The 25,335-nt window shown below is 51.9% G+C and carries 22 protein-coding genes; 8 read left to right on the forward strand and 14 right to left on the reverse strand.

What is annotated here, in order from left to right:
• The first annotated feature begins 483 nt into the window (after nucleotides 1-483).
• The 6 genes from lepB (PsWM33_RS03255) to lepB (PsWM33_RS03285) all read left to right on the forward strand — a co-directional run bounded on the left by lepB (PsWM33_RS03255) (nucleotide 484) and on the right by lepB (PsWM33_RS03285) (nucleotide 5,900).
• The gene (gene lepB / locus PsWM33_RS03255; RefSeq protein WP_193778355.1) at nucleotides 484-1,398 is read left to right on the forward strand and encodes a signal peptidase I; all 915 of its coding nucleotides are present in this window, start codon (nucleotides 484-486) and stop codon (nucleotides 1,396-1,398) included.
• A 567-nt stretch (nucleotides 1,399-1,965) separates the two neighbouring features.
• Nucleotides 1,966-2,304, forward strand: coding sequence for a hypothetical protein (locus PsWM33_RS03260; RefSeq protein WP_063299194.1), 339 nt, complete (start codon nucleotides 1,966-1,968; stop codon nucleotides 2,302-2,304).
• 423 nt (nucleotides 2,305-2,727) lie between these two features.
• Nucleotides 2,728-3,603, forward strand: coding sequence for an AraC family transcriptional regulator (locus tag PsWM33_RS03270; RefSeq protein ID WP_208994366.1), 876 nt, complete (start codon nucleotides 2,728-2,730; stop codon nucleotides 3,601-3,603).
• A gap of 110 nt (nucleotides 3,604-3,713) precedes the next feature.
• Nucleotides 3,714-4,118, forward strand: coding sequence for a hypothetical protein (locus PsWM33_RS03275; protein ID WP_063299197.1), 405 nt, complete (start codon nucleotides 3,714-3,716; stop codon nucleotides 4,116-4,118).
• A gap of 182 nt (nucleotides 4,119-4,300) precedes the next feature.
• The gene (locus PsWM33_RS03280) at nucleotides 4,301-4,756 is read left to right on the forward strand and encodes a hypothetical protein (RefSeq protein WP_153039890.1); all 456 of its coding nucleotides are present in this window, start codon (nucleotides 4,301-4,303) and stop codon (nucleotides 4,754-4,756) included.
• Nucleotides 4,757-4,961: 205 nt separating this feature from the next.
• Nucleotides 4,962-5,900 carry a signal peptidase I gene (gene lepB / locus PsWM33_RS03285; protein ID WP_063299199.1) on the forward strand — a complete coding sequence of 313 codons (939 nt, stop codon included), beginning with the start codon at nucleotides 4,962-4,964 and terminating at the stop codon, nucleotides 5,898-5,900.
• 57 nt (nucleotides 5,901-5,957) lie between these two features.
• On the opposite strand, the gene PsWM33_RS03290 is transcribed toward lepB (PsWM33_RS03285), so the two are convergent.
• The 3 genes from PsWM33_RS03290 to PsWM33_RS03300 all read right to left on the reverse strand — a co-directional run bounded on the left by PsWM33_RS03290 (nucleotide 5,958) and on the right by PsWM33_RS03300 (nucleotide 9,443).
• Entirely contained in the window at nucleotides 5,958-6,656 is a 699-nt protein-coding gene (locus PsWM33_RS03290) for a pseudouridine synthase (RefSeq protein WP_063295709.1), read from the reverse strand.
• Between the two features lie 28 nt (nucleotides 6,657-6,684).
• Nucleotides 6,685-7,728, reverse strand: coding sequence for a class I SAM-dependent methyltransferase (locus PsWM33_RS03295; protein WP_063299200.1), 1,044 nt, complete (start codon nucleotides 7,726-7,728; stop codon nucleotides 6,685-6,687).
• Between the two features lie 113 nt (nucleotides 7,729-7,841).
• Nucleotides 7,842-9,443, reverse strand: a complete 1,602-nt coding sequence (locus PsWM33_RS03300) for a peptide chain release factor 3 (RefSeq protein ID WP_063287413.1) — start codon at nucleotides 9,441-9,443, stop codon at nucleotides 7,842-7,844.
• 438 nt (nucleotides 9,444-9,881) lie between these two features.
• Here PsWM33_RS03300 and PsWM33_RS03305 point away from each other — a divergent pair, with 438 nt between their 5' ends.
• Nucleotides 9,882-12,218, forward strand: coding sequence for a hypothetical protein (locus PsWM33_RS03305; RefSeq protein WP_063299201.1), 2,337 nt, complete (start codon nucleotides 9,882-9,884; stop codon nucleotides 12,216-12,218).
• 183 nt (nucleotides 12,219-12,401) lie between these two features.
• Nucleotides 12,402-13,070: a DUF6058 family natural product biosynthesis protein gene (locus PsWM33_RS03310; protein WP_063299202.1), complete on the forward strand. Its 669-nt coding sequence runs from the start codon at nucleotides 12,402-12,404 to the stop codon at nucleotides 13,068-13,070.
• Between the two features lie 48 nt (nucleotides 13,071-13,118).
• Here PsWM33_RS03310 and PsWM33_RS03315 read toward each other — a convergent pair whose 3' ends face one another.
• The 11 genes from PsWM33_RS03315 to PsWM33_RS03365 form a co-directional block, all read right to left on the reverse strand.
• The gene (locus PsWM33_RS03315) at nucleotides 13,119-13,652 is read right to left on the reverse strand and encodes a hypothetical protein (protein ID WP_063299203.1); all 534 of its coding nucleotides are present in this window, start codon (nucleotides 13,650-13,652) and stop codon (nucleotides 13,119-13,121) included.
• Between the two features lie 100 nt (nucleotides 13,653-13,752).
• Nucleotides 13,753-14,526 (reverse strand): trypsin-like serine peptidase, encoded by a 774-nt coding sequence (locus PsWM33_RS03320; RefSeq protein ID WP_193778357.1) that lies wholly within the window; start codon nucleotides 14,524-14,526, stop codon nucleotides 13,753-13,755.
• A 105-nt stretch (nucleotides 14,527-14,631) separates the two neighbouring features.
• Nucleotides 14,632-15,093, reverse strand: a complete 462-nt coding sequence (locus PsWM33_RS03325) for a nuclear transport factor 2 family protein (protein ID WP_082826854.1) — start codon at nucleotides 15,091-15,093, stop codon at nucleotides 14,632-14,634.
• Nucleotides 15,094-15,362: 269 nt separating this feature from the next.
• Complete coding sequence (locus PsWM33_RS03330) at nucleotides 15,363-16,358, reverse strand: LacI family DNA-binding transcriptional regulator (RefSeq protein ID WP_063299204.1); 996 nt, start codon at nucleotides 16,356-16,358, stop codon at nucleotides 15,363-15,365.
• A 264-nt stretch (nucleotides 16,359-16,622) separates the two neighbouring features.
• Nucleotides 16,623-18,263, reverse strand: a complete 1,641-nt coding sequence (locus PsWM33_RS03335) for a signal transduction protein (protein ID WP_063299205.1) — start codon at nucleotides 18,261-18,263, stop codon at nucleotides 16,623-16,625.
• A 29-nt stretch (nucleotides 18,264-18,292) separates the two neighbouring features.
• The gene (locus PsWM33_RS03340; protein WP_063299206.1) at nucleotides 18,293-19,882 is read right to left on the reverse strand and encodes an FGGY-family carbohydrate kinase; all 1,590 of its coding nucleotides are present in this window, start codon (nucleotides 19,880-19,882) and stop codon (nucleotides 18,293-18,295) included.
• A 286-nt stretch (nucleotides 19,883-20,168) separates the two neighbouring features.
• Nucleotides 20,169-20,618 carry an ABZJ_00895 family protein gene (locus PsWM33_RS03345; RefSeq protein WP_063299207.1) on the reverse strand — a complete coding sequence of 150 codons (450 nt, stop codon included), beginning with the start codon at nucleotides 20,616-20,618 and terminating at the stop codon, nucleotides 20,169-20,171.
• A 12-nt stretch (nucleotides 20,619-20,630) separates the two neighbouring features.
• Entirely contained in the window at nucleotides 20,631-21,524 is an 894-nt protein-coding gene (locus PsWM33_RS03350; RefSeq protein WP_208994367.1) for a GNAT family N-acetyltransferase, read from the reverse strand.
• 136 nt (nucleotides 21,525-21,660) lie between these two features.
• Nucleotides 21,661-22,428, reverse strand: a complete 768-nt coding sequence (locus tag PsWM33_RS03355) for a ChbG/HpnK family deacetylase (protein WP_193778358.1) — start codon at nucleotides 22,426-22,428, stop codon at nucleotides 21,661-21,663.
• Nucleotides 22,421-23,404 carry a glycosyltransferase family 2 protein gene (locus tag PsWM33_RS03360; RefSeq protein WP_063299209.1) on the reverse strand — a complete coding sequence of 328 codons (984 nt, stop codon included), beginning with the start codon at nucleotides 23,402-23,404 and terminating at the stop codon, nucleotides 22,421-22,423. Before PsWM33_RS03360 ends, PsWM33_RS03355 begins: the two co-directional genes overlap by 8 nt.
• A gap of 2 nt (nucleotides 23,405-23,406) precedes the next feature.
• A complete protein-coding gene (locus PsWM33_RS03365; protein ID WP_063299210.1) occupies nucleotides 23,407-24,960 on the reverse strand; it encodes a glycosyltransferase family 39 protein in 1,554 nt (517 codons plus the stop codon).
• Nucleotides 24,961-25,335: the final 375 nt, after the last annotated feature.

A 25,335-nucleotide genomic window follows, 5' to 3' on the forward strand; every position in this document is an offset into this window, starting at 1 on the left:
GCGTCATTTCAAGGAGAAGGTACCGAGAGGCTCTACCTCGCCGCTCTGGGTCCCGCATCGCGCTGCGCTTGTGCGGGATGACGGCATTGGGGGAGAACTGCCATTGCCCCATCACCTCCCCTCCCCACCGACGTCTTCCCGGCCCCCGAGCCGGGATCTAGAGCGGCATATGTTGAGGATGGTTAGGAAACGACACAAAGCCGCGTCTAATCTGGCGCGTCATTTCAAGGCGAAGATACCGAGAGGCTCTACCTCGCCGCTCTGGGTCCCGCATCACGCTGCACTTGTGCGGGATGACGGCATGGGGGAACTGCCATTGCCCCATCACCTCGCCTCCCCACCGACGTCTTCCCGGCCCCGAGCCGGGATCTAGGGCGGCTGCTAATGTTTTATCGTTCCGATTACTTAGTAAAGAGTATGTTGACTGCATTGCTACCTGTGATAGCAGTCTCTCTGTGTTTTAAACGAGTTGAGAGTGCAGTGGTGATTAAAGAGCGGAAGTGGTGGGTAGCCCTTTTATTGCAGTTCTATTTTGGGAGTGGCTACATCTATCTGGGTCGCCCCGTGCGACTAGCTGCTTATGTTGTTTTCCTGATCTTCTCTGCAGTTGCAGGCCTACTACCTCCTCCCGATTTGGTGGAAGTCCGCATTTATACATTCGGCATTAGTGCGGCAATGATGCTTGTTTCTGTCTTTGTGCTGGTTGATGCAATCCGCCTTGCATTCTTGCAAAAGGACTACAAGCTCAGGCCTTACAACAGATGGTGGGTCTATCTTCTCTACTGGACTGCGATGTCTGTGGCGTATGGCGCTGCGATGTTTATGGCGGCACCCAATCTCAAAATTCCTTATTACGCCGCGCCTTATACGGAGAATGCCCCAGGTCTTATTCCTGGAGATACAATCTTTGCAGAAATCTGCGATGGCCCATGTTCGGACCTTCGCCGTGGTGACATGATTGTCTTCAACATACCTGAACTTGGACGGCGTACCTACATTCGCCGCATTATTGGCTTGCCTGGCGATCTGATCCAGATACAGAATGGTATCGTGGTTTTAAATGGTACACCTTTGAAAACACAAAGGTTGCCTGATGACTTCAAGTTCACCGACTTCTTCAATGAACAGTTGGTTCGCTCTCAATATGAAGAGGCATTTCCAAATGGTCGAAAGCATTTGATTTTGCGTCAGAACCTAAAGGGGACAATTGTCCATACTAACCCTTATCGTGTTCCAGAGGGCCGGTATTTTGTTATGGGGGACAACCGTGACAATCTCACAGATAGAGAGCTCATCAGAAACGTTGGCTCCATCTCTGCAGAACACATTTTTGCAAAGGCCTCCTTCATCTATTGGTCCGATGACCTAAGCCGAATTGGTACGCTGATCAACCCCTAGAGCTTGGTGGCTATGGATCCCGGCTCGGAGGCCGGGAAGACACCGAGTGGGAAAGGGTTGTGCTAGTGCCTCTCTTCGCCGTCATGCCGGACGGAGCGGAGTGGAGATCCGGTATCCAGTACTGAGATGGTGAGTTGTGGTGGGGTGGCTCTGGGTCCCGCATCGAGTGCGGGATGACGGATGATGGGGGTCGATATCTGATGACAGATAGCAATCTGTCTCCCCAATCTCCGGTTGAAATACTTCCTCCATTTCCACCAATCCACACCCCTTGTCTAAATTACCGATTTGACATGGGCGGTGTTTCATTCCACATTCATGTGTGAGGCTTCACAACCTCAATACAAGCGGCTACCGCTCCCGTAACTGGCGGATTTTTTGTGCCTTTTTTCTGAAGGGGCGCAAACCCTTTGCTATGAGCGGGAGGACGGTGAATACAACACTTCCTTCGGGAAGGAATAAACCTGCCTGCCTTGTATCAGGTTGTGAACCTCCCGCTCGCCAGTGGGTCATCACAAACTTGACTGCCGCGCGGTCCTTCAACTGCCAAATACAAGGGGCATTGAAATGACCAGTTCCGCATGTGCCTGTGGCACCACAAATACTTTCCAAAATGAAATATACGAAGTGCTCGTCGCTGCATCTGATTTGCAGAACCTTGCTTATATGCAGCAGCTGTTGCTGAGCGAGAGGATGCAGGACAGCAGTGAACGGGATGCTTTGTTCACTTTGCATTATGCCTTTCGCGACCGCTTGGAAGCTCTTCAAAAAAGCTGCGGACAGATTATTGACGCGTATTCCTCTCCCATGCCCAAAAGCAGGTTTCGGGAATACGGTCGGGAGCAGGTCGACCAACCGCAGCCCATAACCAAAACAGTGCTGTTTCCAGACAAAGCCGGTTCCTGATCATCTCAGGCAATCGGCTTTTTTGATGGCCGCATGGGTGTCGTGGCGGGTGTTTTGCCGCGATGCGCCTGTGCAGACCGACTGTGCTTGAGCGTTTGGCGCCTCGTGTGCCAGCCGCTGTGGTGCCGGAGGCGGAACGCGCTTACACCCCGCATTGCCGCCAAGGGTGCCCTGCTGGTCTGCGGAGCTGTCATCCCTTCGCAGGCCAGCGCCTTTTCAGGCTGTGGCATGTGGGATGCAAACATAGCAAGAATTGCAAAGAATGGTGCACCATGACCGCTTAAGCTTGGGCGGTGTTTCGTTTTAACAGAGCTGTACCCTTGATGTTTTGCCCCTTCCCCTCCCCAAATTCCGGCTCCTCTTTTGCGCAGGATGTTGTAAGCTTCTGCCGAGTATGGGAGGCTGACGACGCGGCATGAAGCTTTGCAGAAGAACATCTATAAGCAGCGGATTAACCGGGCGATGGATTATATTGAGCAGAACATCTGCGAGGACCTCTCCCTCGCCCAGATTGCTGATGCGGCGTGTTTTTCTCCCTATCACTTTCACCGTATCTTCAAGGCCATGACCGGAGAGACGGTCAATCAGTTCACCAGCCGGGTGCGGGTTGAAAAGGCCGCGCGGCGGCTGAAGCAGAATGCCAGCATCTCCATTACCGATGCGGCGCTGGACATGGGCTTTGCCTCACCCTCCACCTTTGCGCGTTCGTTTCAGGCACGGTTTGGCATGTCCGCCAGCCAGTGGCGGCGGGATGCGACTGCGTCCGTTGAGGCGTTTGATGGTGAGACCATGGTGCTGGAACGGCCTGCGAGCGAGCTGGTTGCGGACAAGGTGGAGGTGTGCAAACTGGAGCCGCGCACGGTGGCTTATGTGCGCCGGACGGGCAACTTTCAGGAACGGCCCGAGATTTTTGGCGAGGCGTTTGGCGCGCTGATGGCATGGGCCGGACCGCGCGGGCTGATGCATGGGGCGGAGATGATGTGCCTGTTTCACGATGATCCGCAGGTGACCGATGTGGAGCAGATGCGTTTCAGCTCCTGCCTGACGCTGCGCGGACCAGCGAATGTTGAGGGCGAAGTGGGCAAGATGGTGGTTGGCGGCGGGCGTTATGCCTGCGGACACTTTGTGATCACCCATGATCAATCGCAGGCCGCTTGGGAATATATGTATGGCACGTGGTTGCCATTGAGCGGATACGAGCCGGAAAACATCCCCTGCTTCCAGCTATACCCTTCCATGACCGGTGAGACGGGGCCACAATCTGCGGTGATCTGCATTCCGGTGCGGCCTCTTTCTTAAGCCCCTGTGATTGGTAAGCGGGTTGCCGTCAAACTGCGCCTGCGGTTTATCGCGGAGTTAAGAGGCGCCGCCTTAGGGTTTGGCGGTGTTGGCTGGTTCGCGAGAGGTTCATGGTCTTCGGCTGGATATTCAGGCGCTTGTTTTTCTATCACCTCCTGACCGTATTCAGGATGTGGGGCGTCTACCTGTCTTTGCTGCTGTGGGCACGCAAGGGGCTCTATTGGGGGCTGCTTGCGGGTGTTTTGATGAGCGCGTTGACGATCATCTATGCCATCGGGATTTACTGGGTAACAAACTGGGTCATTGTACAGTCCGGCGGGTATGTGCTGGCTGAGGTCGCCTGCTGGTCGCTGTGGGTTCCGCTGGTGTGGATGGCGGCGCTGGACACCCAGCTTTACATGATCTGCCTGCGCACGCCGAACCAGAAACTGCTCGGCAACCTGCTCTCCACCTGGGCGTATGAGGAGAAGATCCAGGCGCATCTGGAGATGGTGCGGGAGAAGGCTGGGCGGTGAAACGACCTCGCTTTAGCCGAGGATTTCGGCACAACTCAAGATTGTTTATTGGTGCTGCTGCTGATAATCATTACGCGTAAATGCACCCTTTGGGGGCAGTTGGATTGACACCCGTCACAGATACAAAAGGATGCTGAAGGGCAGTGCTAGTGGGCTGCAATGATCAGCTTTGATATTGGTACATGGAAGCAAAGCAAGAAATGAATAAGTGGGAAACAAAGTTACAATATGCAAGTATCATAGGTATCGTTTTCATACCACCTTGCGCCTACGTGGTCGCCCAATACCTTTTAGTCATCTCACCTGATCCAACGCCGTTTATTGAACAATATGCTTTTATATTTTTTGCCTTGTGGTTTTTCTTTATGACCGTAGCTATTCCAATAGTTTCCGCAAAGTGTAATTTTCGCAAAATTTATGACTTTGACAATAAATCAATAATAACAGCCGCTATTGCTTCTATTATTGGATTTCTATTTCCATTTTATTATGGCGGTTACTACCCACTCAATAAACATATATTAGATGATCCCACCATATTTAATCATATAGTTATTTACGTGGTTCACGCAGGTACTGGTATGTTCGCTTCGATGTCTGTTTTTAGTCTTTTTAGCTTTAAACAGAACCATGAGTAACTAATGTAATTGGATACTTACACAGATCTGCGACTAACCAAAGATCGTATCGATATCGTCTTGTGAGAGCAGTTTCCAGCTCCTTTCTTCGACGCCGTCCAGGGTGAGGGCACTGGGCTGGGATCTAGGCTCTGTGAGTGTGGCTTGCGCGAGATACAATCTGTGATATCAATGGGTAAAATTATACCCGAACAGGGATTCTGGCATGACAACTGCCACTATGAGTAGGTTATTTATTAAGCAACGCATATGGTGGGTAGCTTTGCTGCTCCAATTTTTTACAGGCGCTGGATACCTTTATTTAGGACGACCAAAGCGTTTTGTTCTATTTTTTTCGCTCTTATGGTCAGGGTTAATTTTTACACTCATTCCGCTCCCAAGATACATTGATAACGGGTTGTATGTTGTTGCAGTTTCGGCAGTTTTAGTTTGCTTTTACATAATCGCGTTTATTGATCTATTGCTTTTGTGCAGAAATCAGCAAAACTACTCTCTCAAGGTCTACAATCGGGGGTTGGTCTACTTTGTAGTATGGCTTTTGTTCCCATTCTCGCTGAATATTTATGATCAGCCATTCGCCTCCTTTCGCCAGGTGGAGCCATTCTTTATTCCATCCAGCAGCAATGCACCAACTTTGCTTTCGGGTGATTACATTGTCGCTAATGCAGGCGGTTTTGACCGCATCAAACCCGAGCGCGGTGATATTGTCGTTTTCAAACTACCCATCGATGGCGAGACTGATTACATCAAACGCATCATAGGCTTGCCAGGCGACACAATCCAACTAACTGAGGGACACGTATTCTTGAAGGGAAAAGCTCTCGAGCTGAGTCCACTTCCTGATTTCGTCGTGACTAGCCCGAATGGTACAACATTCCGAGTACCACAGATGCTAGAGCACTTGCCCAACGGGATGAGTTATCCAATCCTTGATGCTCACTCAAATAGCGCATTAGACAACACGCCAATATATCGTGTCCCTGAAGGCCACTATTTTATGCTCGGCGACCACCGAGACAATTCTCTGGACAGCCGCGTTCTTTCAGAAGTCGGATACGTGCCAGCAAAAAACATTTACGCCAAGCCCTTGTTCATCTTCTGGTCTGACAACCTGAGCAGAATTGGGAGCTTGAGTGATCCTTAGAGTCTCGTAGGTATAGATCCCGCATCGAGTGCGGGATTGTTAGTGGCGGGATGGACTTTAGCCAAAGATCTTGTCGATGTCGTCTTGTGAGAGCAGTTTCCAGCTCCCCTCTTCCACGCCGTCAAGGGTCAGATTGCCGAGCTGGGCGCGGTGGAGTTTGGTGACGTGGTTGCCGGTGGCGGCGAACATGCGGCGGACCTGGTGGTAGCGGCCTTCGTGGAGAGTGAGGCGGGCTGTTGTTTCGCTCAGGACTTCCAGTTCTGCTGGTTTGAGCGGCTTGGTCTCGTTCTCCAGCATCATTTCACCGGATGCAAACTGATCCGCTTCCCCGCCTGTCATCGGACGATCGAGCTCAACCTCATAGATCTTTGCAGCATCTGCCTTGGGTGAGATGATCTGGTGCAGGAGTTTGCCGTCATCAGTGAACAGCAACAGGCCTGTGGTGTCCTTGTCCAGTCTGCCCACAAAGGACAGAGCTGGTTTGCGGACGCGGTAGCGGTCTGGCAGCAGATCAAACACCAGACGTCCGCGATCCTTCATGGAACACGTGTAACCCAGCGGTTTGTTGAGCAGGATGACGGAGCCCTCTGGTGGGTCCAGCGGCTCGTCATCAAACAGGATGTCTTCATGAGGCAGCTTGCTATCGGCTTTGATTGGGTTGCCGTCTTTATCAGTGACCCAACCATTGCGGATGGCGGCCTGCATTTCTTTGCGGCTGCCGTATCCCAGATTTGCCAATAGCTTTACAAGTCTCATGCCTAGTTCCTAACTCAAAGCCGCAAGTTTATTTATTCGCCTTGATGGCACGAATGACTTTGTAGCCGTTCTGGTCTGCCTTGATCTCGTAGGAGGCGAACACCTTATCCAGTGTTGCTTCATATGGCAGGTGTCGGTTGGCGACCAACCACAGATGACCGGATGGACGCAAACCACGGGCGGCGGACTTGATGAACTCCTGCCCGATATCTGCACGGTCCTGCTTGCCACCTGCATGGAATGGCGGGTTGGTGAAGATGAAGTCGTAGGTGCGTGCCAGCTTCTTGGTGGCATCCTGCCAGATGAAGTCCAGCGCGACCTCTCCGGTCTTGCCCTTCAGGTTCTGCTCAGCCAAGTCCAGCGCACGCTTTTCAGCTTCATAAAGATCAATCTCTTTGACCTTTTCGCGTTTGGCAACTTCACGGGTCAGGTAGCCAAAACCACAGCCCAGATCAGCGCCGCGGCCCGCCAGTTTCTCTGGCAGTGTTGCAACAAGAAGCTGAGAGGCTTTGTCCAGATGATCCCATGCGAACACGCCCGGACGGCTGACGAACTCGCCCTCCATGATTTCGCGCGGTGCATCCAGTTTGGACCATTCTTCCACCAGCTCGTGGTTCACGGTTTCTGGTGTAATTTCTGCCCAGAACACACGGCATTTGTTCTTGGAGACCTTGCCGGTGTTGCCTGCCAATTTGGTGAGATCGCTTTCAGCAGTCTTGGCACCTTCTGTGTTGGAGGCACTGACAACGACAATACCGCCCTCTACTGCGGACTTCACGGCTTTTGCCATGAGTGCACGTGCTTCGTCACGCTGGCGCGGAGGCAGCAGCATGACCAGCGGGTACTGGCCGTCAACTTCTGGTGCAACTGTGAAGCCAGCGCGTTCCAGATTGTCTCTGTCTGGAGCGAATGTCTGCTGGCAGATCAGGCGGTCTTTGGCGATGCCATTCATGGCAAAGCCCATGCGGGCACGCAGGAAGAGTGCCTTTTGATCAGCGGCACCTTCTTCGAAGAAATTGAGCAGACCGTCTTCAAATGGCAGCAGCAATGTATCGAGAGCTGGATCTTTCATCTTGTTCTTATCCTTGCTGCCCTGGAGCCTGTCGCGTTCACTCAAGTCACGCGCCGAGCCCAAGGCTTTATTTGTAGGCGTATTCTAGTCCAAACCGCTTTTCGGAGATAAGCTTAAGACGTGTGCACAATTTCACGGGTTTCGCGGAAGCCGATATCAGGGTTCTTTTCACCGATGTAGCTTACTTCCCAAGCGTTTTTGAAGAGATAAACAGGCTTGTCGTCCCGGTCCAATGCCACATGCGCGCGGTTGGTCTCAAGGAACTTATCAAGCTTGAGCTTGTCTTCACACTCGATCCAGCGCGCTGTGTTGTACATGGCGGTCTCAAAGCCGATTTCTGTCTGGTATTCCGCTTTCAGGCGATCCACCACAACGTCCAGCTGAAGCACACCCACAACACCGACAATCCAGTTGGTGCCAATGGCTGGTTTGAAGATCTGCACCAGACCTTCTTCTGCCAGATCTTCCAAGCCACGGCGCATCTGCTTGACGCGCATGGTGTCTGTCAGGCGTACGCGGCGCAGAATTTCAGGTGCGAATGCTGGCAGGCCAGTGACGTGGATTTCTTCGCCTTCTGACAGGGTATCGCCCACACGCAGCTGGCCATGGTTTGGCACGCCGATCACATCGCCCGGATAGGCCTTTTCCGCAATCTCTCGTTCTTCTGCAAAGAAGAAGATTGGGGCGGACACGGTGATTGGCTTGCCAGCACGCACATGCTTGAGCTTCATGCCGCGTTTGAATGTACCGGAGCACAGGCGTACGAACGCGATGCGGTCACGGTGTTTGGGGTCCATATTGGCCTGAACCTTAAACACGAAGCCGGTTACCTTTTTCTCTTCCGGCTTGATGGTGCGGCCACCCGTTGCTGGCTGAGAATGTGGAGGTGGTGCATATGCGGCGATGAAATCGAGGATCTGGTCGATACCGTAATCGCGCAGAGCAGAACCGAAGAAGACTGGGGTCAGATGCCCTTCCAGGAAGCTTTCGTGATCGAACTCAGGGTAACCTGCGCCGCCCAGTTCCACGTTTTCTTCCAGTTCTTCGCGGATGTTGTCGAACAGTTCACCAACCAACTCAGGGTCTTCCAGACCTTTAACATCTTTGATGGTATCCAGAGCACCACCGCGGCCCTCAGTAGAGGTGAAGAAGCGGTTGCCGATATGGTCGTAAACACCAAAGAAGTCGGAACCCATACCAACAGGCCAGCTCATTGGCGTCACATCAAGGGCCAGTGCCTCTTGAATCTCGTCAATGACTTCCATTGGGTGGCGACCTTCACGGTCGATCTTGTTGACGAAGGTGATGATTGGAATATCGCGCAGGCGACAAACTTCAAACAGTTTGCGGGTCTGGGTTTCAATACCCTTTGCAGCGTCAATCACCATGATGGCTGCGTCAACAGCGGTTAGTGTACGATAGGTGTCTTCAGAAAAGTCTTCGTGGCCCGGTGTATCGAGCAGGTTGAAGAGGATGCCATCGCGCTCAAACGTCATCACGGAGGATGATACGGAGATACCGCGTTCCTGTTCAATCTTCATCCAGTCAGAGCGGGCGCGGCGGCGCTCACCACGCGCACGCACCTGCCCCGCAGCACGGATCGCACCACCACCCAGAAGCAGCTTCTCGGTGAGTGTGGTTTTACCGGCATCCGGGTGAGAGATGATCGCGAATGTGCGGCGTGCCTTATAGGCTTCCGTGCCTGCTGTGCTCATAGAGCCTCCTTTTGCAGGCAAACTCCTGCACTTTTGATGCTGCAGATGCCAAAAAACGCGGCGCGGCTTTCTTGGGCGCAGCCATGCGTTTGATCTGCAAAAACTAATGTTGCAGGCCTCTTACAAAATGTAGGCTCTGATTGCCAGCCCTTTCAGTTATTTGGGACAAATTGAACCCGGCAAATTGACAGTAGAAAACTGATGGCAACGCTGTTGAAGCAATGAAGCACGTTAGGCTTAATAACTCTGTTTTGGAGCAGAAACGGTTTAGATGCGACCTACAATTTATAATGGCACTTTACCCTTGAACCGCTTGGAGCAAGACAGGCCTAACAGCGTTAGCTACGCTCCTCTCTACTAATTCTTGGCACACATCAACGTATTGCGCGTCATCTTCAAATGCGTTTCGTCATCAACTGGGGAAAGGGAATTCACGTTATGAGCACCATGAAACATCCCAATATCATCGCAGGTCGGTACGAGTTGGTTTCTTCTGGCGAGTTCCCGGCTATGAACTTCAAACTGCCTCACACAAAAGAGTGCTTCACTTATGCGATTTATGGCCAGCAAGGTAAGGAATGGGTTTACTGGGATGACGCCTCAAACAAGTATGTCAGCTTTAATGGCAGCACTAACGGGATCAACACAGCTTGCCTGAACAAGCCGACAAACCTGAAGGATGGCACGTTCACAATCAACCTGCCGACGGACCAATCGCTAGGAAGTGGTGCTGTCATTATGTTTTTCGGGGCCTCTGCGGGTGTTCCTGTCAGCCAGAATAAGCCGTCTGCTCCAACACCAGATGGTAATCCAGACATGTGCTTTGGGCTTTTTGAAGTGACCTATACGGCGCCTGACAAGACAGGTGCTAAACAATCACTCGATGTGGACATCACTGTTGTTGATCAGATCAGCTTTCCTTTTACGGCTCACAGTGATACAGCGCCCTTCCCTCTCACTTGCGTGGGCATCCCACTCAGCCAGAATGAGTTAATTGAGCGCTTTAAGAAGGTGTTTGATTCATCAGGTCAACAAGCGGCTTTTTACCAGTGCTTGCAAGAAAGCACCGGACAGCTTGTTGCGCCACAAGATATTCTGCAAAAGAACACAACCCCAAAACCGCCCTCTTATTGCGGCCTCGCTCCTGCAACATCTGCGAACGCAGACAAAGACTTTCCAGAGTATGCTTACTTTTACCGGGTAAGTGAGACCTATGAACGTGATGGCAAAACGACTGAAACTGCAGGTTCCGCGCCAGTCTTCCCAGGAGCATTCAAAGGAAATCTGAATGCAGTCCATATCGGCTGGCTGAAGCACGGGACAGCGTTTCCTGGACCCTACAAAAAAAACAACCCGATTTCGACAGGTTTGCGCCTGTATCGAGCACGAGAACCCAAAGGCACCAAAACAGCTCCAGCCGATCTGAGCGCGTATGAGCTGCTCACAGAGATGAGCATCACACAATGGAACGCACAATCTGGCTATGTTTATGTGGACGATACAACCCGCGTTAAGAACAAAGACCTGCACCCGCACAGAACTGATTATGGGTTCAACCCGCTTTCCATGTGGTTTGATGATGTGCTTCAAGGCTTTTTTGGCCACTACTACACGAAAGATTTCTGGCTCTACCAAGACTCTCAGGAGAAAAAGAAGCAAAATGGAACGCTTTGGCGTGGCTCAGTGCAAAAAGTGATGCCCAAATGCGGCGAGAAAATCACTTCGATGGAGTACATCAATTCCAAAGGCACAAGCACATGCATTGATGCAAAATGGACCTGGGGTGATGGCAAGACGGAGTACTTTGTGCTGCAACTCGTCGGAAATGCCTATGATCCTGCTGACCTGAGTAATAGCAATATCAAAGGTATGACAACTTTGAGCTCTGCTGAGTATGAAGGTGCAGTGATTAATGTGTATTTTCCATATTTTGCGGAGAACACAGACCTTCTTTCCATGGTGGTGCCACAACTGGGCCTTTACAAAATTCCGCCAGCTCCTTCCTGGATGCAGAACCACACATTGAGCCCATCACAAATGGTCTTTGCCTGTAGTGGTGTGTTTGCTTCAGGCCATGATACGGATGCCAGTTCCCAAACTCATTTTGCCGGACTGGCAACCGCTGGTTTAGCAAACATTGAAAATGTCATTGTTTCCGCCATCAATCGCGGTGTTGCCTATGACGAGGCAACCGTGCTGACGCCGCAGCAATACACCTGCCTTTACACCTTCAGCGCAAAGCCCACGGTCAACGTGAACAACAACATGATCACGCATGTGCCACCGTCGATCTATACCTATTATCTGGCAGGTGTGCTGAGCGGTGGGCGCGAGACAACGTTGTCGGTGCCGCAAACAGTTGAACTATCCGAAGCGGCGCAGGTTGGTTTAACATGGTTGCCACAGAGACCTGAGCTATACAAAGCAGTGCGAATCTATCGCCAGGTCAGCGACAACGATTTTGTTCTGATTGGCGAGGTAGAGAACACCGCAAAACATCAGGCGACGGGTTTTTTAGACACGAACTCGACAGAGCCTGCCTCACCCCATCGGTTTTATGGAGCACTGCGTACATCAGGAGCCGTCAATTGCAATTCGTATTCAGGCTTCTTGCATCGAAATTGGAATGTTAATGAGTTCATTGGTGTGAGTATTAATGGTCTTGCCTATGGATACCCGTTTGATGACCAAGGCGGGTTTTCCACCAACATCAGCTACGGCGCCCATCTTCCCAAGCGCATTTTAATCAACATCGGCGCTCCGTGGAATACATAGGCCGGTCCCCATCAACATAGAAGGCTGGCAATCACTAGCCTCTCAGAGTGTTCGGACGAGGCGCAGGCGTTTTGAGCCAGGTGCGAGCCGGCTAGCTTAGTTCGATCCGTATCGAAACATTACATGAATGAAGTGGGTTAGAGCTTGAGGTGGGTTTTCCATCTCTTGCTTTAGGAGCGTACCTTGCTGCTCAACTATCTTTATTCGGAGTTCTATGAGGAACAGGTGTTTCTGGATCTGCTTGGCCTTTCATCCGCGGACTGGCAGAGCCTGCTGGAGCGGCGGGTGATGCCTGCGGCCTCCTATCTGTTTACCAACAGCTCACTGTGTGTCTCGTTCCTCGGTCAGCATCAGGAGCGGGAGCTTTATCGCTTCCACCTGAAGAGCCATCGGCGCTGGTTTGAGGATTTACAGTGCTTTGGCCTGACACAGGAACAGGCTACCAAGGCGTTTTTCCTCTCCCGTTTCCGCAATGCCAAAGAGGCATTTCTTTCCGGAGAGCTGGGATCTCGCTTGCATGTGTCCTACCCTGAGGTGCTGAGCGCGTTTGACGGGGATCTGGAGGAGCGCACATGGGGTCACTTTCTCAACGGCACCTATGGCATCTGCACCCGTGACGGCCAGCCGGACACGATCTTCCAGAAGCAGGTTGGTGTGCGGTACGTTGAGAAGATGACAGAGACCGAGCCTCACTGGTTCCCAGATGACCAGCTCGGGCTGCTGAGGCAAACAGTGGATTTTCTGGATGGTGTGGAATCCGAGTTCGCTCCACACGAGGTAAGTCAGTCGTCGAGACAGCGCTGTATCATTGATGTGCGGGAGCGGTATTTGGCAAAGCGTGTTGCGGCTTAAGACGTCGCCATAGTGGAAGGCGCAGCGTGGTGCTGCGCCCAACTCATTTTAAGGCATCGGAAATGCCGTTCGAATTACCCATTTTTCACCCGTCCATTTCATAACAAACCGGATTTGTGATGGTGTGAAAGATGTCCCTTCCTGGCCACAATACACCCGTGGACCAGCAGCAAATGGATTATTATCAGTGAGGATTGAGCCAGCTTTACAATTGTATCCAATAAATGCAGCCGGTTTAGCTGCAAAATCTGCCTGTACCAGGTCAATCACTACGTTGGCAGCAGAGCCTGTGGTTTCACAATTACCTACACCCCCTGCGAGGAAAATAGCTTCTACGCTTTCATACTGATCTTCATCCAGGAAAAATGTGTCTGTTTGCTTTGCTTGTGCATCTGCATCACTGCTGAAAATGCCTTCGTTGATCACATGCTTTGTGATATGTCCGCCTTGGTCTCGATTTGTGTCCAGCTCAGATGAAGCAATAACGCTGTCAATGGTTCGGCATTGTTGAAGGGCAGCATTTGCCTCAACCGAAATCGATAGGAAAGCAGCAATTGCTGCAAGGATACTCAGAAATCTCATGGGTTTGTCCCTTGTTGTTTTCGTTGGCAACAAGAGACAGGACGGGCTGGATCGGTGTGTGTGAGGCTGTGTTGGGCTTAAGGTAAAGGCAGGCTTAAGCTTATTTACCTTCGCAGGTGGTTTTCTCGAGAAGGTGCGCCCAGGTATTCTTTGGCACTGCGATGGAGAATTTGTTTTGGGCGGAGGCGACCATGATGGCGGTGAGTTTGAGTTCTCCGCCTTCGTCCACCATCACCGGACCGCCGGAGCCGCCGTAGTTGGTGTCGCAACTGGTGAGCCAGAGGTTGCCACGGTCTTTCAGCAGCTTGCAGTTTTTATCGGCGGCCAGCAGGAACGGACGATCCCGAGCATATCCGGCGCTGGTGAGGTCGAGGTTTTGGGTGACTTCCGGCGAATTGCTGATCACCGACATCGGCGGCACGTCCAGCGGTTTTGAGAGTATGATTACGCCTACATCGGTTGCGGCATGCTTCAAAGTCGGGCGGGAGGTGAAGGTGTAGCCATCCAGCAAGTAGGTGCAGGCGGCTGTGGTGTGGGCGATAAACTTATCCCGACGCACCCCGGCCACGAAGTTGATTTTGGAGGGAACGTGCGCTTTGCCGGTACGGGCGTTGTACAGGCAATGAGCTGCGGTGATGACCATTCGATCCGAGATCAGCGTACCGGAGCACATTGAACGGGAACGGAACCCGGCAACATTCACCCGGCCAATGGCGTTCCATGGTTTATCCCAGCTGTCGATGATTTCGCGATTGTCCTCTCCAATGATACCGGGAAAGAATTTTTCGGATTTGCCGGGCTTATCCTGTGCATTTGTTGCGGCTGCGCCCAGCGCGATGAGGAGAGCCGCCCCTAAGGTGCATTTGGAAAGCAAGTTCAGCAGCATAAGCAGGTCCTATCACGCCAGTTACGGCAGTATCACACCTGCTGTTATATGCGGCCTGCGGGCAATCGCCCAGACTAAAAATGCTATTGCTGGTTACTCGGCTTTTTCATCCGCGCGGGCCTGCGCGATCACTGGCAGATCCATGTTGCCATCCTGGAACTTGAAGTTGAACTGGATGCTGCTGATTTTCCATTCCCCACCTTCATGCACCAGCGCGATGTTGTAGGTGCCATAGACCACCCATATATCGCCGCCTTCTGCTCCATCAATAAAGTGGGTGGCGGTGGCATGGACTTTGACAGTGGCTTTTTGCTCTTTGGATTCAACGAGTGCATTGCCGATCTGGTGATGGGTCTGATCAAACCCGGGCAACAGTTCTTTCCATGCAGTTGTGATTGCTTCCGGCGTCAGGTCAACAGGTTCCCCTGCCCCGAAGGAGGAATAATCCAGATGGACACGGCCAGTCATCGCAGCTTCGACGGACTCCCAGTTCCGGTCGTCGACATCAATAAAGAAACGACTTATGCGATTTTGGATTGGCCCAATAGTATCCATCTACATGCTCCCAGCTGGTCAGGGCATCCGGCAATGCTCTAACTATTTGTTTTCGCGCATATCCATCTGTCGAAATCCGGTGTGCATTTCAGGGATAAGCCCAAGTTCGTCTCCAAAGAGTACCATAGCCGCAGGCAGACTAACGCATTTGCCTGCTCTACATACCTAAGGAATATAACGGTTACGCAGCGGAATGAGCACCTTCTTCCGATCCCATGGTTTTCAGAGGTATAATTCTCCGCCGTATTTCCGCCACAAATAGTGACGGATTACTGATCTTTGGGCCGGTGGATCAGGCGGGTCGCAATGGTTTTGCTGTGTGGCTGCTCACTGCTCATGGTCTGGGTCATGGCCTGCAGCGCAGCTTCTGCCCATTCAGGCTCCTGCTGCTTGATTGACCAGATCTCATTAGGCAGGAAGGACAGCATCTTGTCATCATCAAAGGTGGCAAGGCGTAGCTGAGTCGGGATATGCCCGAGCCTCTCGCGCAAGACTGCTAAAGCTCCCTCCAAAACAGGCAAAGAGGTGGCCATCAGGTTTTGTGGGGCAGTGCCGAGCTTGTCCCAAAGGGTCTGCATCATCTGCTCGCCATCCTGCGTGCGGTTGCGGGCCGACCGGAGTGTCCAGTCATCGCCTGCGTATTCCGGCATAACATCCAGATATCCACGTGCACGCTCGATGATGGTGGGTTGATTGCTGCCGCCGATCAGGAAGTAGACTGGCTCACTTCCCGCAGCCTTCGCAATGGCTGTCGTCAGGTCTTTTGCACCTTCAAAGTTGCTGGAGGTGATAATGGGAGCATCGGTGTTGCCGTAATCACGATCCAAAAACACCATAGGTTTGGTGATGGTGTTTCCCAGATGTTGCTGGCTGCCGGAGGTGGACGAGACCACAAACAGGCCGTCTACATTACGCTGAACAAGGCCGTTTGCCAGCTCCTTCTCCGTCTCCTCATCTGAGTTGGAGCAACTGATGATGAGCTGATAACCGGTTTCGCGGCAGCGGTGTTCCAGTTCTTCAGAGAGTTTGGCAAAGAACGGGTTGGCAAGGCGCGGGATGATCAGGCCAAACGTGTTTGTGCGTTTGAGCTTGAGGCTGCGGGCGGTCAGGTCGAATTTGACGCCATGCTCTTCCACATACTCACGAATGCGGGCCTGGGTTGCTTTGCTGATGCGGTACTTTTCTGCCTTGCCGCCCAGCACCAGTCGCACTGTGGTGATGGAGACGCCGAGCGCCTTTGCAATTTCATCCGGCTTTTTGGCCATTGCGTCGTTTCTCGCCCTGATTTTTCAGAGCCCCTCCTCGCTTGCCTGCGGTGGCGGAGTACGCTCTAACCCATTGCTCTGGCGTATATCCTTTTTGCGAAATGCATTCAGCATTTTTGGAGATACGCTCAACTGTTGAGTGGTAGTCAGCCTTCCTCAAATTGCCAAGCAGAATATGGCAGGTGCAGGCTGGTGTCCGTGGATATCCCGCAGCTTAGCGTGAGTTTGAGCACCGCGTGATGCTCAAACTCTCTCATCCCCGCTTTAGAGCATGCCTTTCGCAGAGCCTGCGATCTTGACATTTATGCCCTGTGTCAGTGCCTGAGCCACGAACGCTTGAAGCACATCGCGCAGCTTGTCTTCCTGTACATAAGCCACCGTGATGTGGTTGGACTGATGCCCTGCCATAAGGTCGTCACGACCAACACCATCGAGCGTGCAGTTCATCAGTGGCCACTCGTAGGTGGTTGCTTTGCGGCGACGCTCAAACTCGTCTTCCGGCAGTTCAACCGCGTGGCCTGTGCCGATGTGCATGATGACCTGTGTGCCCTCATAATGCGCCCGTGCCCAGAAGAACGCGCCCGCCTTACACTGGCCTGCGATGCTGGAACCGCCTTTAGGGAAATACATGGCTGGCTGGCGATAGCCTGTAGCCCCTGCGATGCCACCTTTTAAATGCTCAAAGGGAACAGAACCGGAGATTTCAAAGTCCCAATAGAAGGTGCCTTCATACTCACTGCCCCAGCGTACATCATGCAGTGTGGTTTCAGCAGGCAGGCCCATGGCATCCAGCAGGCGCCACATCATGGTTTGCGGGATGGCCGTGCCCATGTCCACTTCGTTGATGCACGGGATTGGTTTGCCTTCCCAGATGATGGTGCCGTCTTCGTCCGGGATCGGGAAACGCACAGTTGAGCCGATGGCTCCCTCAGCAAAGTCAGAGGCTGCGCAGCTGTCTTTCAGGCCCTGCTGGTACTGCACGCCAACCGCAGAGAGGCCGAAACGGGTGGTGAAGCGGGCCATGGCGATCATCATGGCGCACTGTTCCAACACCTGCTCGCGGGTCAGTTCAGTGGCATCATCACTGCCGAACTTGAAGGTCATGCCCCGGTCCTCGTAGAACTTCAGGCATTCCTCACGCAGAGACTGAGGCACTTTCTCCATTTCCACCAGAAGCGCAGACTGAGAGAGGCTTTCCAGCGGCATGCCGATATCTGTGAGAGCTTTGACCGGGAAGTAGCCGTTCATCATGCCCATGCAGAAGGTATCGAACAGACCAAGGATGGCTTTGTTCTTGAGGATGTACTCGCCTACCTGTTGCCCTGCCTGACCAGCTGGGGTTTGCAAAACCGCATGGTTTGCGGAGACGTCTTGCAGATAGGAGGTGTCATGGCTGAGTTTGCCGTCCTTTAGCCATGAGGCGAGGCTTGAGTTGAAGAACTCATCCTCAAACGACTGGGACCAGAGGCGGGAATAGTCTACGCCAAGGCTTGTCAAAGACCCTGCCATACAGAGCATGCCAACGAGACCCGGCCATGTGCCATCAAAGTTGGCAAGCAGCAGGATTGGCCCTTTGTGCTTGGCAAGGGATGGAGCGATGTGGTGTGAGTACTGCCATGCAGTGAGCAACACGATGAGCGGGGCTTCCGGATCAATCCGCGCAAACAGCTCTGAGCCTTCTTTTTGCGAAGAAATAAAGCCGTGACCGCGCGCTGCATCATACTCATGGGCACGCTTCATCTTGAAGCCTTGTGCGGTCAGCGCAGTTTCCAACCGCTGCGCGTAATCCTCAAAGGTTGGCCAACAAGCGACGTTGGCGCTTTCACGAAGGTCGGCATTGGTGACAACAAGGATTTCCTTGTCCGCTACACAGATAGGCGCTGGGGCCTGTGGCAGGTTGAGCACGTGGTGTCCTCCTGAACTTGTTTTGATATTTAAATGGCTTTTTCCATGAGCGCCTTGTGGTGCTGATGGTTGTCGTAAAGATTGAGGTAGACCTGATATTTGGCAGTGTGGAACTCTGCGGTGCTGCGCACCGGTTTGATGAGACCACCAACACGCACCAGCTTTGCGCTGGCTGATGGAATGTCTTTGAAGTCTCCGCAGGCAACAGCACCCAGAATGGCAGCGCCCAGCGTGACGGCATCTTCTTCTTCCGCCAGCTGAATTTCACGGCCCGTGATGTTGGCATATTCTCTGAGCCAGAGCGGGTTTTTGGTGGCTCCACCGCACATGAACAGCTTGGTGATACTATGACCGGCCTTGGTCATCTCCTCGATGATATGGCGCGTGCCATAAGCGATGGATTGCAGTGTTGCCAGATAAAGGCGGGCCAGTGCATCCCGGCCCGTTTCCAGCGTCAGGCCGGAGACAACACCCTTTGCATGCGGATTGGCACGTGGCGAGCGGTTGCCGTGATGGTCAGAGAGGACATGAAGGCCACGGGTCGGGTTCGCTTCCCGTGCCTCCAGATCCAGCACCCAGTTGTTGAGGAGTGCGATCTCGTGCATGTCCTGTTTGGCAGCTTCGGCTTTGAGCTCGTCATAGGCGTCAGATTGCCGGATGGTCCATTCCACCAGAGAGCCAGCTGCGCTCTGTCCGCCCTCGCCCAGCCAGTACCCCGGCAGCATGGCGCCCCAGTACGGGCCCCAGACGCCTGGCACCATGACTGGTTTTTCGTTGACGATCATGTGGCAGTTTGAAGTGCCGCTGATGATGGCAAGACCGCCGTCCGGTTCTGCCCCAATAAGCGCCAGACCACCTGCATGTGCATCAATGATGCCAGCAGCAACCGGTGTTCCTGCATTGAGGCCGAGATCCTTTGCAGCTTGCTCTGACAGACCGCCTGCGGCTTGCCCCAGATCCAGTACTTTCTCCGGTACTTTTTCCGGCAGATCATGCAGGCCAACGGCTTGCAGCATATCCTCCGCAAAGCGGCCTTCGTGGGCCAGATAGTTCCATTTACAGGTCAGCGTACAGGTGCTGGCGGCATCTGCTCCTGTTGCTCTCCAGACCAGATAGTCGGCCAGATCAAAGAAGCGGACTGTGTTGGTGTAACGATCTGGATAATGGGTTTTGAGCCAGAGGATTTTCGGCAGTTCCATCTCAATGGAGACTTCACCGCCCACATATTTGAGTGCCTCATCACCCGTAGCGTTGATCAGCGCCGTTTCCTCGGCAGCCCGATGGTCCATCCACATGATGATATCCTGATCAGCATCACCATTTTCAGCGACGGAGACAGGGTTGCCATCTTGCGCTACGGCTACAAGTGAACAGGTGGCGTCCACACCCAACGAGCGTACCTCGTCTGCGGACACGTTTGCCTTGGCCATCGCCTCTTTCATAGCCGCGCAAATCTGCTGCCAGATGTCTGCGGAGGACTGTTCTACGAAGTTGGTACGCCCATGGAACTGCTTGATGGGCCGGACTGCGAAGGCCAGCCGCTCTCCATTTTCATTGAACAGTCCTACACGTGCACTTGCAGAACCGACATCAATGCCAGCGTAACATGTCTGTTTCATACGCGGCCTCCCCTTTCGACTCGCGATTGTTCTTCTCTCCTGCTAACTACACCTGCTAACTCGTGTTAGCAAGTGCAAAGCAAATGACATTTATGCAAAAATTCTCATAATGCAGCGTCTCTTAGCGTCAGGATCACCAAGCAGCTTCAGGCTTTTCCCAGGCCTGTTCGCCCTCCAACGACCGCGGGTTCTTTTTCGGGAACACGCAGTGGATGCAGACAGCAAAGCAGGCCGGAGGATGGTTCCGCCAGCCACTGATTTTCAGGATTTGTGTGGTTCAGGAGAGTTACTTCGGCTCTTTCGAGCGGTTTTGTGCATCACACAGCAGACGGGCGAAAAACCCGTAACCGATGCCAAACGCAAGTGCGCGGACCACCAGATCAATGATGAAGAAGAGCTCCATCTCATCTCCGGCAAAGGACGGGACCGGGCTGAGCGCACCAGCATAATCACTGCCGGACAGCAGATAGCCGCGCACCATCATGGAAATGGGGATGCTGACTGTGAGAGAGCCGACAAACAAGCCCCAGTACACAGAGCCGGTTGGTGCCTTATGTTCGCGGCGCACAAAGATCAGGCTGACCAAAACCACAGGCAAACCGAGCTCAATGAACAGATTGCCCGCTTCTTTGATGCCATAGTGATAGACCAGCACAGTTACAGCCACCTGCACCATCGTATAGATCACGATGAACGAGCTGAGATAGAACCAGAGAGAGCGGCGCAGTTGTGTCATGAGAATTGCCAGTTAGGGGGTGGTTAGCATGCTCTCTTGACCATGAGCTGTGTTTGTTTGCAATGCTCTATGCATCTCATATTGCTGCAGTGTTTTTGTTGCCCCCAGTTTTGACAGGGCCTGCATGATGGTCCCATCCCCTTCATCCACATTAATGAACGTGAGCGCATCTTTGCTCACACTGTCAAACGCAGCTTTGAGCAACGCAGAGGCATGGCCCTGACGGCGATAGTCCGGAGCTACAGCGATTTGCATGACTGCGCCCGTTTTGCGGGTGAACGCGATGTAGGCCACCAGCTGCCCATCCTGCTCAATCTTGTAGGTTGCGCCGCCCTCTGCAAGTGCGCGGATTGCAAAGGTAGTGTTTTGCCAGCTTGGTGCACACTCCCACAGTTCAGCGGTTTTCGTTTCAATCTCAGCCCAGTCAGTGAGTGCTGGTGTATGCTCAAAGCCCCGTTCAGCAAATGCTGCTTTGTGCAAGCTGAAGCACTGAAAGTCGCGCTGCGTTTGGAAGCTGAGCTTTTCGTAGGCCTTTACGGCTGCCGTGTTGCTGGTGATCACCTCCAGCTGGATGTGATGATAGCCCCGCTGAGCTGCGTGTTCTTCCACTTTAGCAAAGAGCCTGCTCGCAATGCCCTTGCCTCGAGCCTGTGGCACGGTTCCGGTGGAGACTGCGTAGAGGGTGCCAGGATAAGCGCCTTGCTTGCCAATGAACCAGAAGCCAACCAACTGCTCATTGTCGGTGGCCACCCAGGACAACTCCGCGTCAAAGCCTCGTGCCATAATCATCCGCTCGAAGTCGGCGAGCGGCATATCCATCTGGATGACATAATCGGAGAACGCCAGAACCATAACCTGATGCAGCTGACTTATCGCAAATTCTGAAGCCCGACGAAATAAAACCACACCTAACCCTCTCACCACACTGAATCACCCGAAGTGACGCCAACACCACCTGAATACCCTGAACAGGGGCTAATGCTCAATGCGTTGGTGTGAGGAGTTGGGTCGCAAGCTGTATCCAGCCTCTTCGTAGCAATTGTTATCGCGTTGCTTCCGACAGGATACGCATCTCGCGTTCGCGCGATTGAGCAATTGGATCTGGAGTGTGTGAGTTAGAATGCGCGACCCCTGGGTGGCACATGCAAACACTATCCTGAGACGCAGTCTGCTGCCATGTTTCCAGTAAGCCGCTAAAATCACTTTTCATCGAAAAATCGTAGATGCCTGCAAAATCCCTGTTATAGCGAATGCCATAGCGATCAGCTTGTTTCTTAAACAACCAGCTGAGGTAGTTCAGGAACAACGACTTAAAACGATGAGGTCGCTTCAAAACACCCTTTAACGGGCCCCCGCACTGACGCACCCAACCTTTAAACCCAACAGCATGCAATGCCTTGACGCATGCATTTCGGATTTGGGGAAACAGATGTACATGCTCATGACCATCTACAAAATCGGGAAGACGGCCAAAATCGCGTTGAAAATTCTCAATCTGCGATGCAATCTCTTTCTCGATTTGACAGGTATTCAACTTGCGTAAGTGCGATTTGAGCAAAAGCTGCGGCATTGTTGAGAACGCAGCCCATTCTAAAGCTGAGGATGACGGCTTAAGCCAATCCCCTGTCAACGTTATATGAAGCCCGATCTGGATATCGGGCCTCTGCTCACTCAGCGCCTTTAATGCTGTCACATCCTTTGGCCATGCATCTGTGACCACCATGCACGAGGTGCCTTGAATCTTACCGTTCTCCAACAACCACAGAATGCTTTTGCTGATTTCCGAAGTGTAGGCGTAATCATCAGCCACCAAGCGCATTTGCAACCTCGGTTGTTTGAGCGCTTTGGCTATGTTCTTCTGCGACGATGTAAATCGGACGCTGCTTAATTTCACGCAGCATATGCCCGACATATTCTCCAACGACTCCTAGCAAAATCAACTGAAGTCCGCCTAGAAAGACTGTTGCGGTGAACAGGGATGAGTATCCTGGTACATTATTGCCAAGCAGCAGTGACGACAACACTATCCAAAAACCGTATATCGACGATGGAATAGCGATAGCCACCCCCAGAAACATCGTTGCCCGCAAAGGGACCGTTGAGAACGAGATCACACCTTCGGACGACAAACTAAGCAGTTTCAAAAAGTTCCACTTGGTGGTGCCTGAGATACGCTCTTCTGGTTCATACTCAATCGCGCTCTGCTTGAAGCCAATCCAAGTAGAAAGGCCTTTAAAGAAACGAATGCGTTCCTGACAAGCTTTCAACGCTTCCAAAGCACGAGGAGATAGCAGCTTGTAGTCAGCAGCGTTTGCAGGAATCTCGAACCTGCTCCCTGCATTTATCAAGCGATAAAAGATCCCAACCAGCTTCTGTTTGATCGGATGATCTTGCCGTTTATTATGAACCGCATAGACAACATCATTGCCTTCATCTTTCCAGCGGCGAACAAACTCAGGCAACATTTCAGGTGGATGTTGACCATCACTATCGAGAAAAACAATTGCACCTTTTTGACAACGTTCTATTGCCGCCACCAGCGCAGCTTCCTTGCCGAAGTTGCGGCTAAAGCAAACGGTTTTCACACTGAACCGGCCACTCGAAAGCTGGTTCATAATCGTGGGACTGCCGTCAGAGCTACCATCGTCTACGTAAAGAATTTCGATATTTAACGCGAACTGATCAACGAGCTGCTCAGCAACTTTTCCAAGACGCTGGTGAAAGACCTCCAAAGACTCAGATTCGTTGAATACTGGCACTGCAAGTGTAAGGGTGTTTTCACTCATGGTCACTCGCCCTCACATGTCACAGCATTTGGACCTAATGCAGGTTTCAAAACAGCGATCCAAACTTCAGGGTGTTTTTTGTAAACTCTACCGCCAGGAGCAGGCCAACGTACTTTTTGAGGAGCGATCACACACATGCCAGCAACCTTGGCCTTGGGTTCTTTATAGTCGACGTAGACCGCGCCTTTGGATTGAAGATCTCTTTCATCAACCCAAGGAGAGAAAGTCAGGCTTGCACGTTCAAAAAATGTTGGTCTTACCGCAGCATACCAAGCTACAGATCCACCAGGCCAATGATCACCAACGAGATACTCAAAGGGTTTTGTTTCGTGAGTTGCCCAATGCTCTTCAACAAGACGCGTCAATGCTGGACCGTCGTGAAGCATACGTTTTGGATATTTTTTGACGAACGGTGCGATCACCATGATTGCAACAAAAACTATAAGCAGAAGAGCGTAAAGAGTGCCCCACGAGATTAAGAAGCGCCTTTTAAAAGGTTCAACCTCTAACGATGCAGCAGCAACACCAATCAATCCGGCAAAAACTACACCAAGTGGCATAGACCAAACCGTTTTGATTTTTGCCCCCAACACCAATGAAAGAAGCGTTATAACCAGTATCGGTCCTATTGCTGCAAATAAAAAGCTGTCTGCCCAAACACGACGCACACCGCCAATCAAATCAGAAAAACAAATCGACTTTACTTTTTTCCATCCAGCAGCAATTCCGAGCACCAACAGCATTGGCCCAACGGAGTAAGCAAATTCTGCTAAGTACTTGAGAGGCATGGTTATGTGACGATACCATGCAGCATTGCTACTCCCTGTACGCCCCAGAGCATAGTCAATGAGAATAAAATCAGCCTGCACTAACCATATGAGATGCGGCCCAATCGCGGCAAGAAACACCAGAGCAGCAAGGTATGGCCCAGGCCGAACTAATAAGTCCCGTCGACGAGCAAGGACCCAAAGGACTGCACTCATAAGAAATATGGCAGCGGTATACTTTCCCAGCATTCCTCCGGCACTGACCAGACCAAAGACTACCCACCAAACTAGTTTGTCTTTCTCTTCTGCCTTCAAGAAGGCATAAACCATCCATCCCCAAAATGGTAAAAAACCCATATTCACATTGTATTCGACAGCAGACAATGTCGTAAAATGAGATAGAAATGCTGCAAGTACAGTATAACCGCCTGCCTTGGCACTGAAACGCTCCCGCACAATTAGGACTACGGGAAGAACTGCTAGGATTGTGCAAGCTTCAGCGGCTGCAAATATTACCCAATCTGCACGGCCAAATAGTTGAACTACTGCATCAATCATCCATGCAGACATAGGCGGATGTTTAAAATAGCCTAGTTGCCACTCTTTACCCCAATACAGCGATTCAACTGCATCTAAAGGCAAATTGGATGCTACCAATGTCGAAGCAGCAGTATAGATCGCAGCATGGAATAGGAGGATCACCCATACAAACCACATGGAGCTAATGTCAATTTTTGAGAGTATGCCCTTGCTATAAGCATGTTCTTGTTTCGGGTAATGAGCGTCCATGACTACCAATCAAATCTGTATAAACTTTGCAGCGAATTAACGCTTTCTCCCTGCAAACTAGAAAATTTATTGGACACAACTAACAGAGGAATTTCAAAAATTCCAATTTCTTTTTACATAAACTGGAGGATAATTAGGCAACAAATCGAGCCTCGTGTTGTTGTATCGCTTTTGACAATCAAATTACATTTCTTCAAATGACCAGGCGATTAACACCTAACACCTTGAAACTTATAACAATTACAGCATACATTTAGAGATCTTTTCTAACGTTGGGCTTCTTCATTTTCTAACAAGCGGCCCAACATCCTGCGAGAATGCAAACCTCAAAACCTTTCACGTTCCGGACGAGCTCTCATTGGGACAACACGCTTC

The organism is Pseudovibrio sp. WM33 (assembly GCF_001623165.1).
Classification (GTDB): domain Bacteria; phylum Pseudomonadota; class Alphaproteobacteria; order Rhizobiales; family Stappiaceae; genus Pseudovibrio.

Bases quoted from the DNA above. Each gene is read 5' to 3' on its own strand.
- PsWM33_RS03260 (WP_063299194.1), top strand. From the start codon at position 1,966: ATGACCAGTTCCGCATGTGCCTGTGGCACCACAAATACTTTCCAAAAT.
- PsWM33_RS03275 (WP_063299197.1), top strand. From the start codon at position 3,714: ATGGTCTTCGGCTGGATATTCAGGCGCTTGTTTTTCTATCACCTCCTG.
- PsWM33_RS03280 (WP_153039890.1), top strand. From the start codon at position 4,301: ATGGAAGCAAAGCAAGAAATGAATAAGTGGGAAACAAAGTTACAATAT.
- lepB (WP_063299199.1), top strand. From the start codon at position 4,962: ATGACAACTGCCACTATGAGTAGGTTATTTATTAAGCAACGCATATGG.
- PsWM33_RS03290 (WP_063295709.1), bottom strand. From the start codon at position 6,656: ATGAGACTTGTAAAGCTATTGGCAAATCTGGGATACGGCAGCCGCAAA.
- PsWM33_RS03295 (WP_063299200.1), bottom strand. From the start codon at position 7,728: ATGAAAGATCCAGCTCTCGATACATTGCTGCTGCCATTTGAAGACGGT.
- PsWM33_RS03300 (WP_063287413.1), bottom strand. From the start codon at position 9,443: ATGAGCACAGCAGGCACGGAAGCCTATAAGGCACGCCGCACATTCGCG.
- PsWM33_RS03305 (WP_063299201.1), top strand. From the start codon at position 9,882: ATGAGCACCATGAAACATCCCAATATCATCGCAGGTCGGTACGAGTTG.
- PsWM33_RS03315 (WP_063299203.1), bottom strand. From the start codon at position 13,652: ATGAGATTTCTGAGTATCCTTGCAGCAATTGCTGCTTTCCTATCGATT.
- PsWM33_RS03325 (WP_082826854.1), bottom strand. From the start codon at position 15,093: ATGGATACTATTGGGCCAATCCAAAATCGCATAAGTCGTTTCTTTATT.
- PsWM33_RS03330 (WP_063299204.1), bottom strand. From the start codon at position 16,358: ATGGCCAAAAAGCCGGATGAAATTGCAAAGGCGCTCGGCGTCTCCATC.
- PsWM33_RS03340 (WP_063299206.1), bottom strand. From the start codon at position 19,882: ATGAAACAGACATGTTACGCTGGCATTGATGTCGGTTCTGCAAGTGCA.
- PsWM33_RS03345 (WP_063299207.1), bottom strand. From the start codon at position 20,618: ATGACACAACTGCGCCGCTCTCTCTGGTTCTATCTCAGCTCGTTCATC.
- PsWM33_RS03360 (WP_063299209.1), bottom strand. From the start codon at position 23,404: ATGAGTGAAAACACCCTTACACTTGCAGTGCCAGTATTCAACGAATCT.
- PsWM33_RS03365 (WP_063299210.1), bottom strand. From the start codon at position 24,960: ATGGACGCTCATTACCCGAAACAAGAACATGCTTATAGCAAGGGCATA.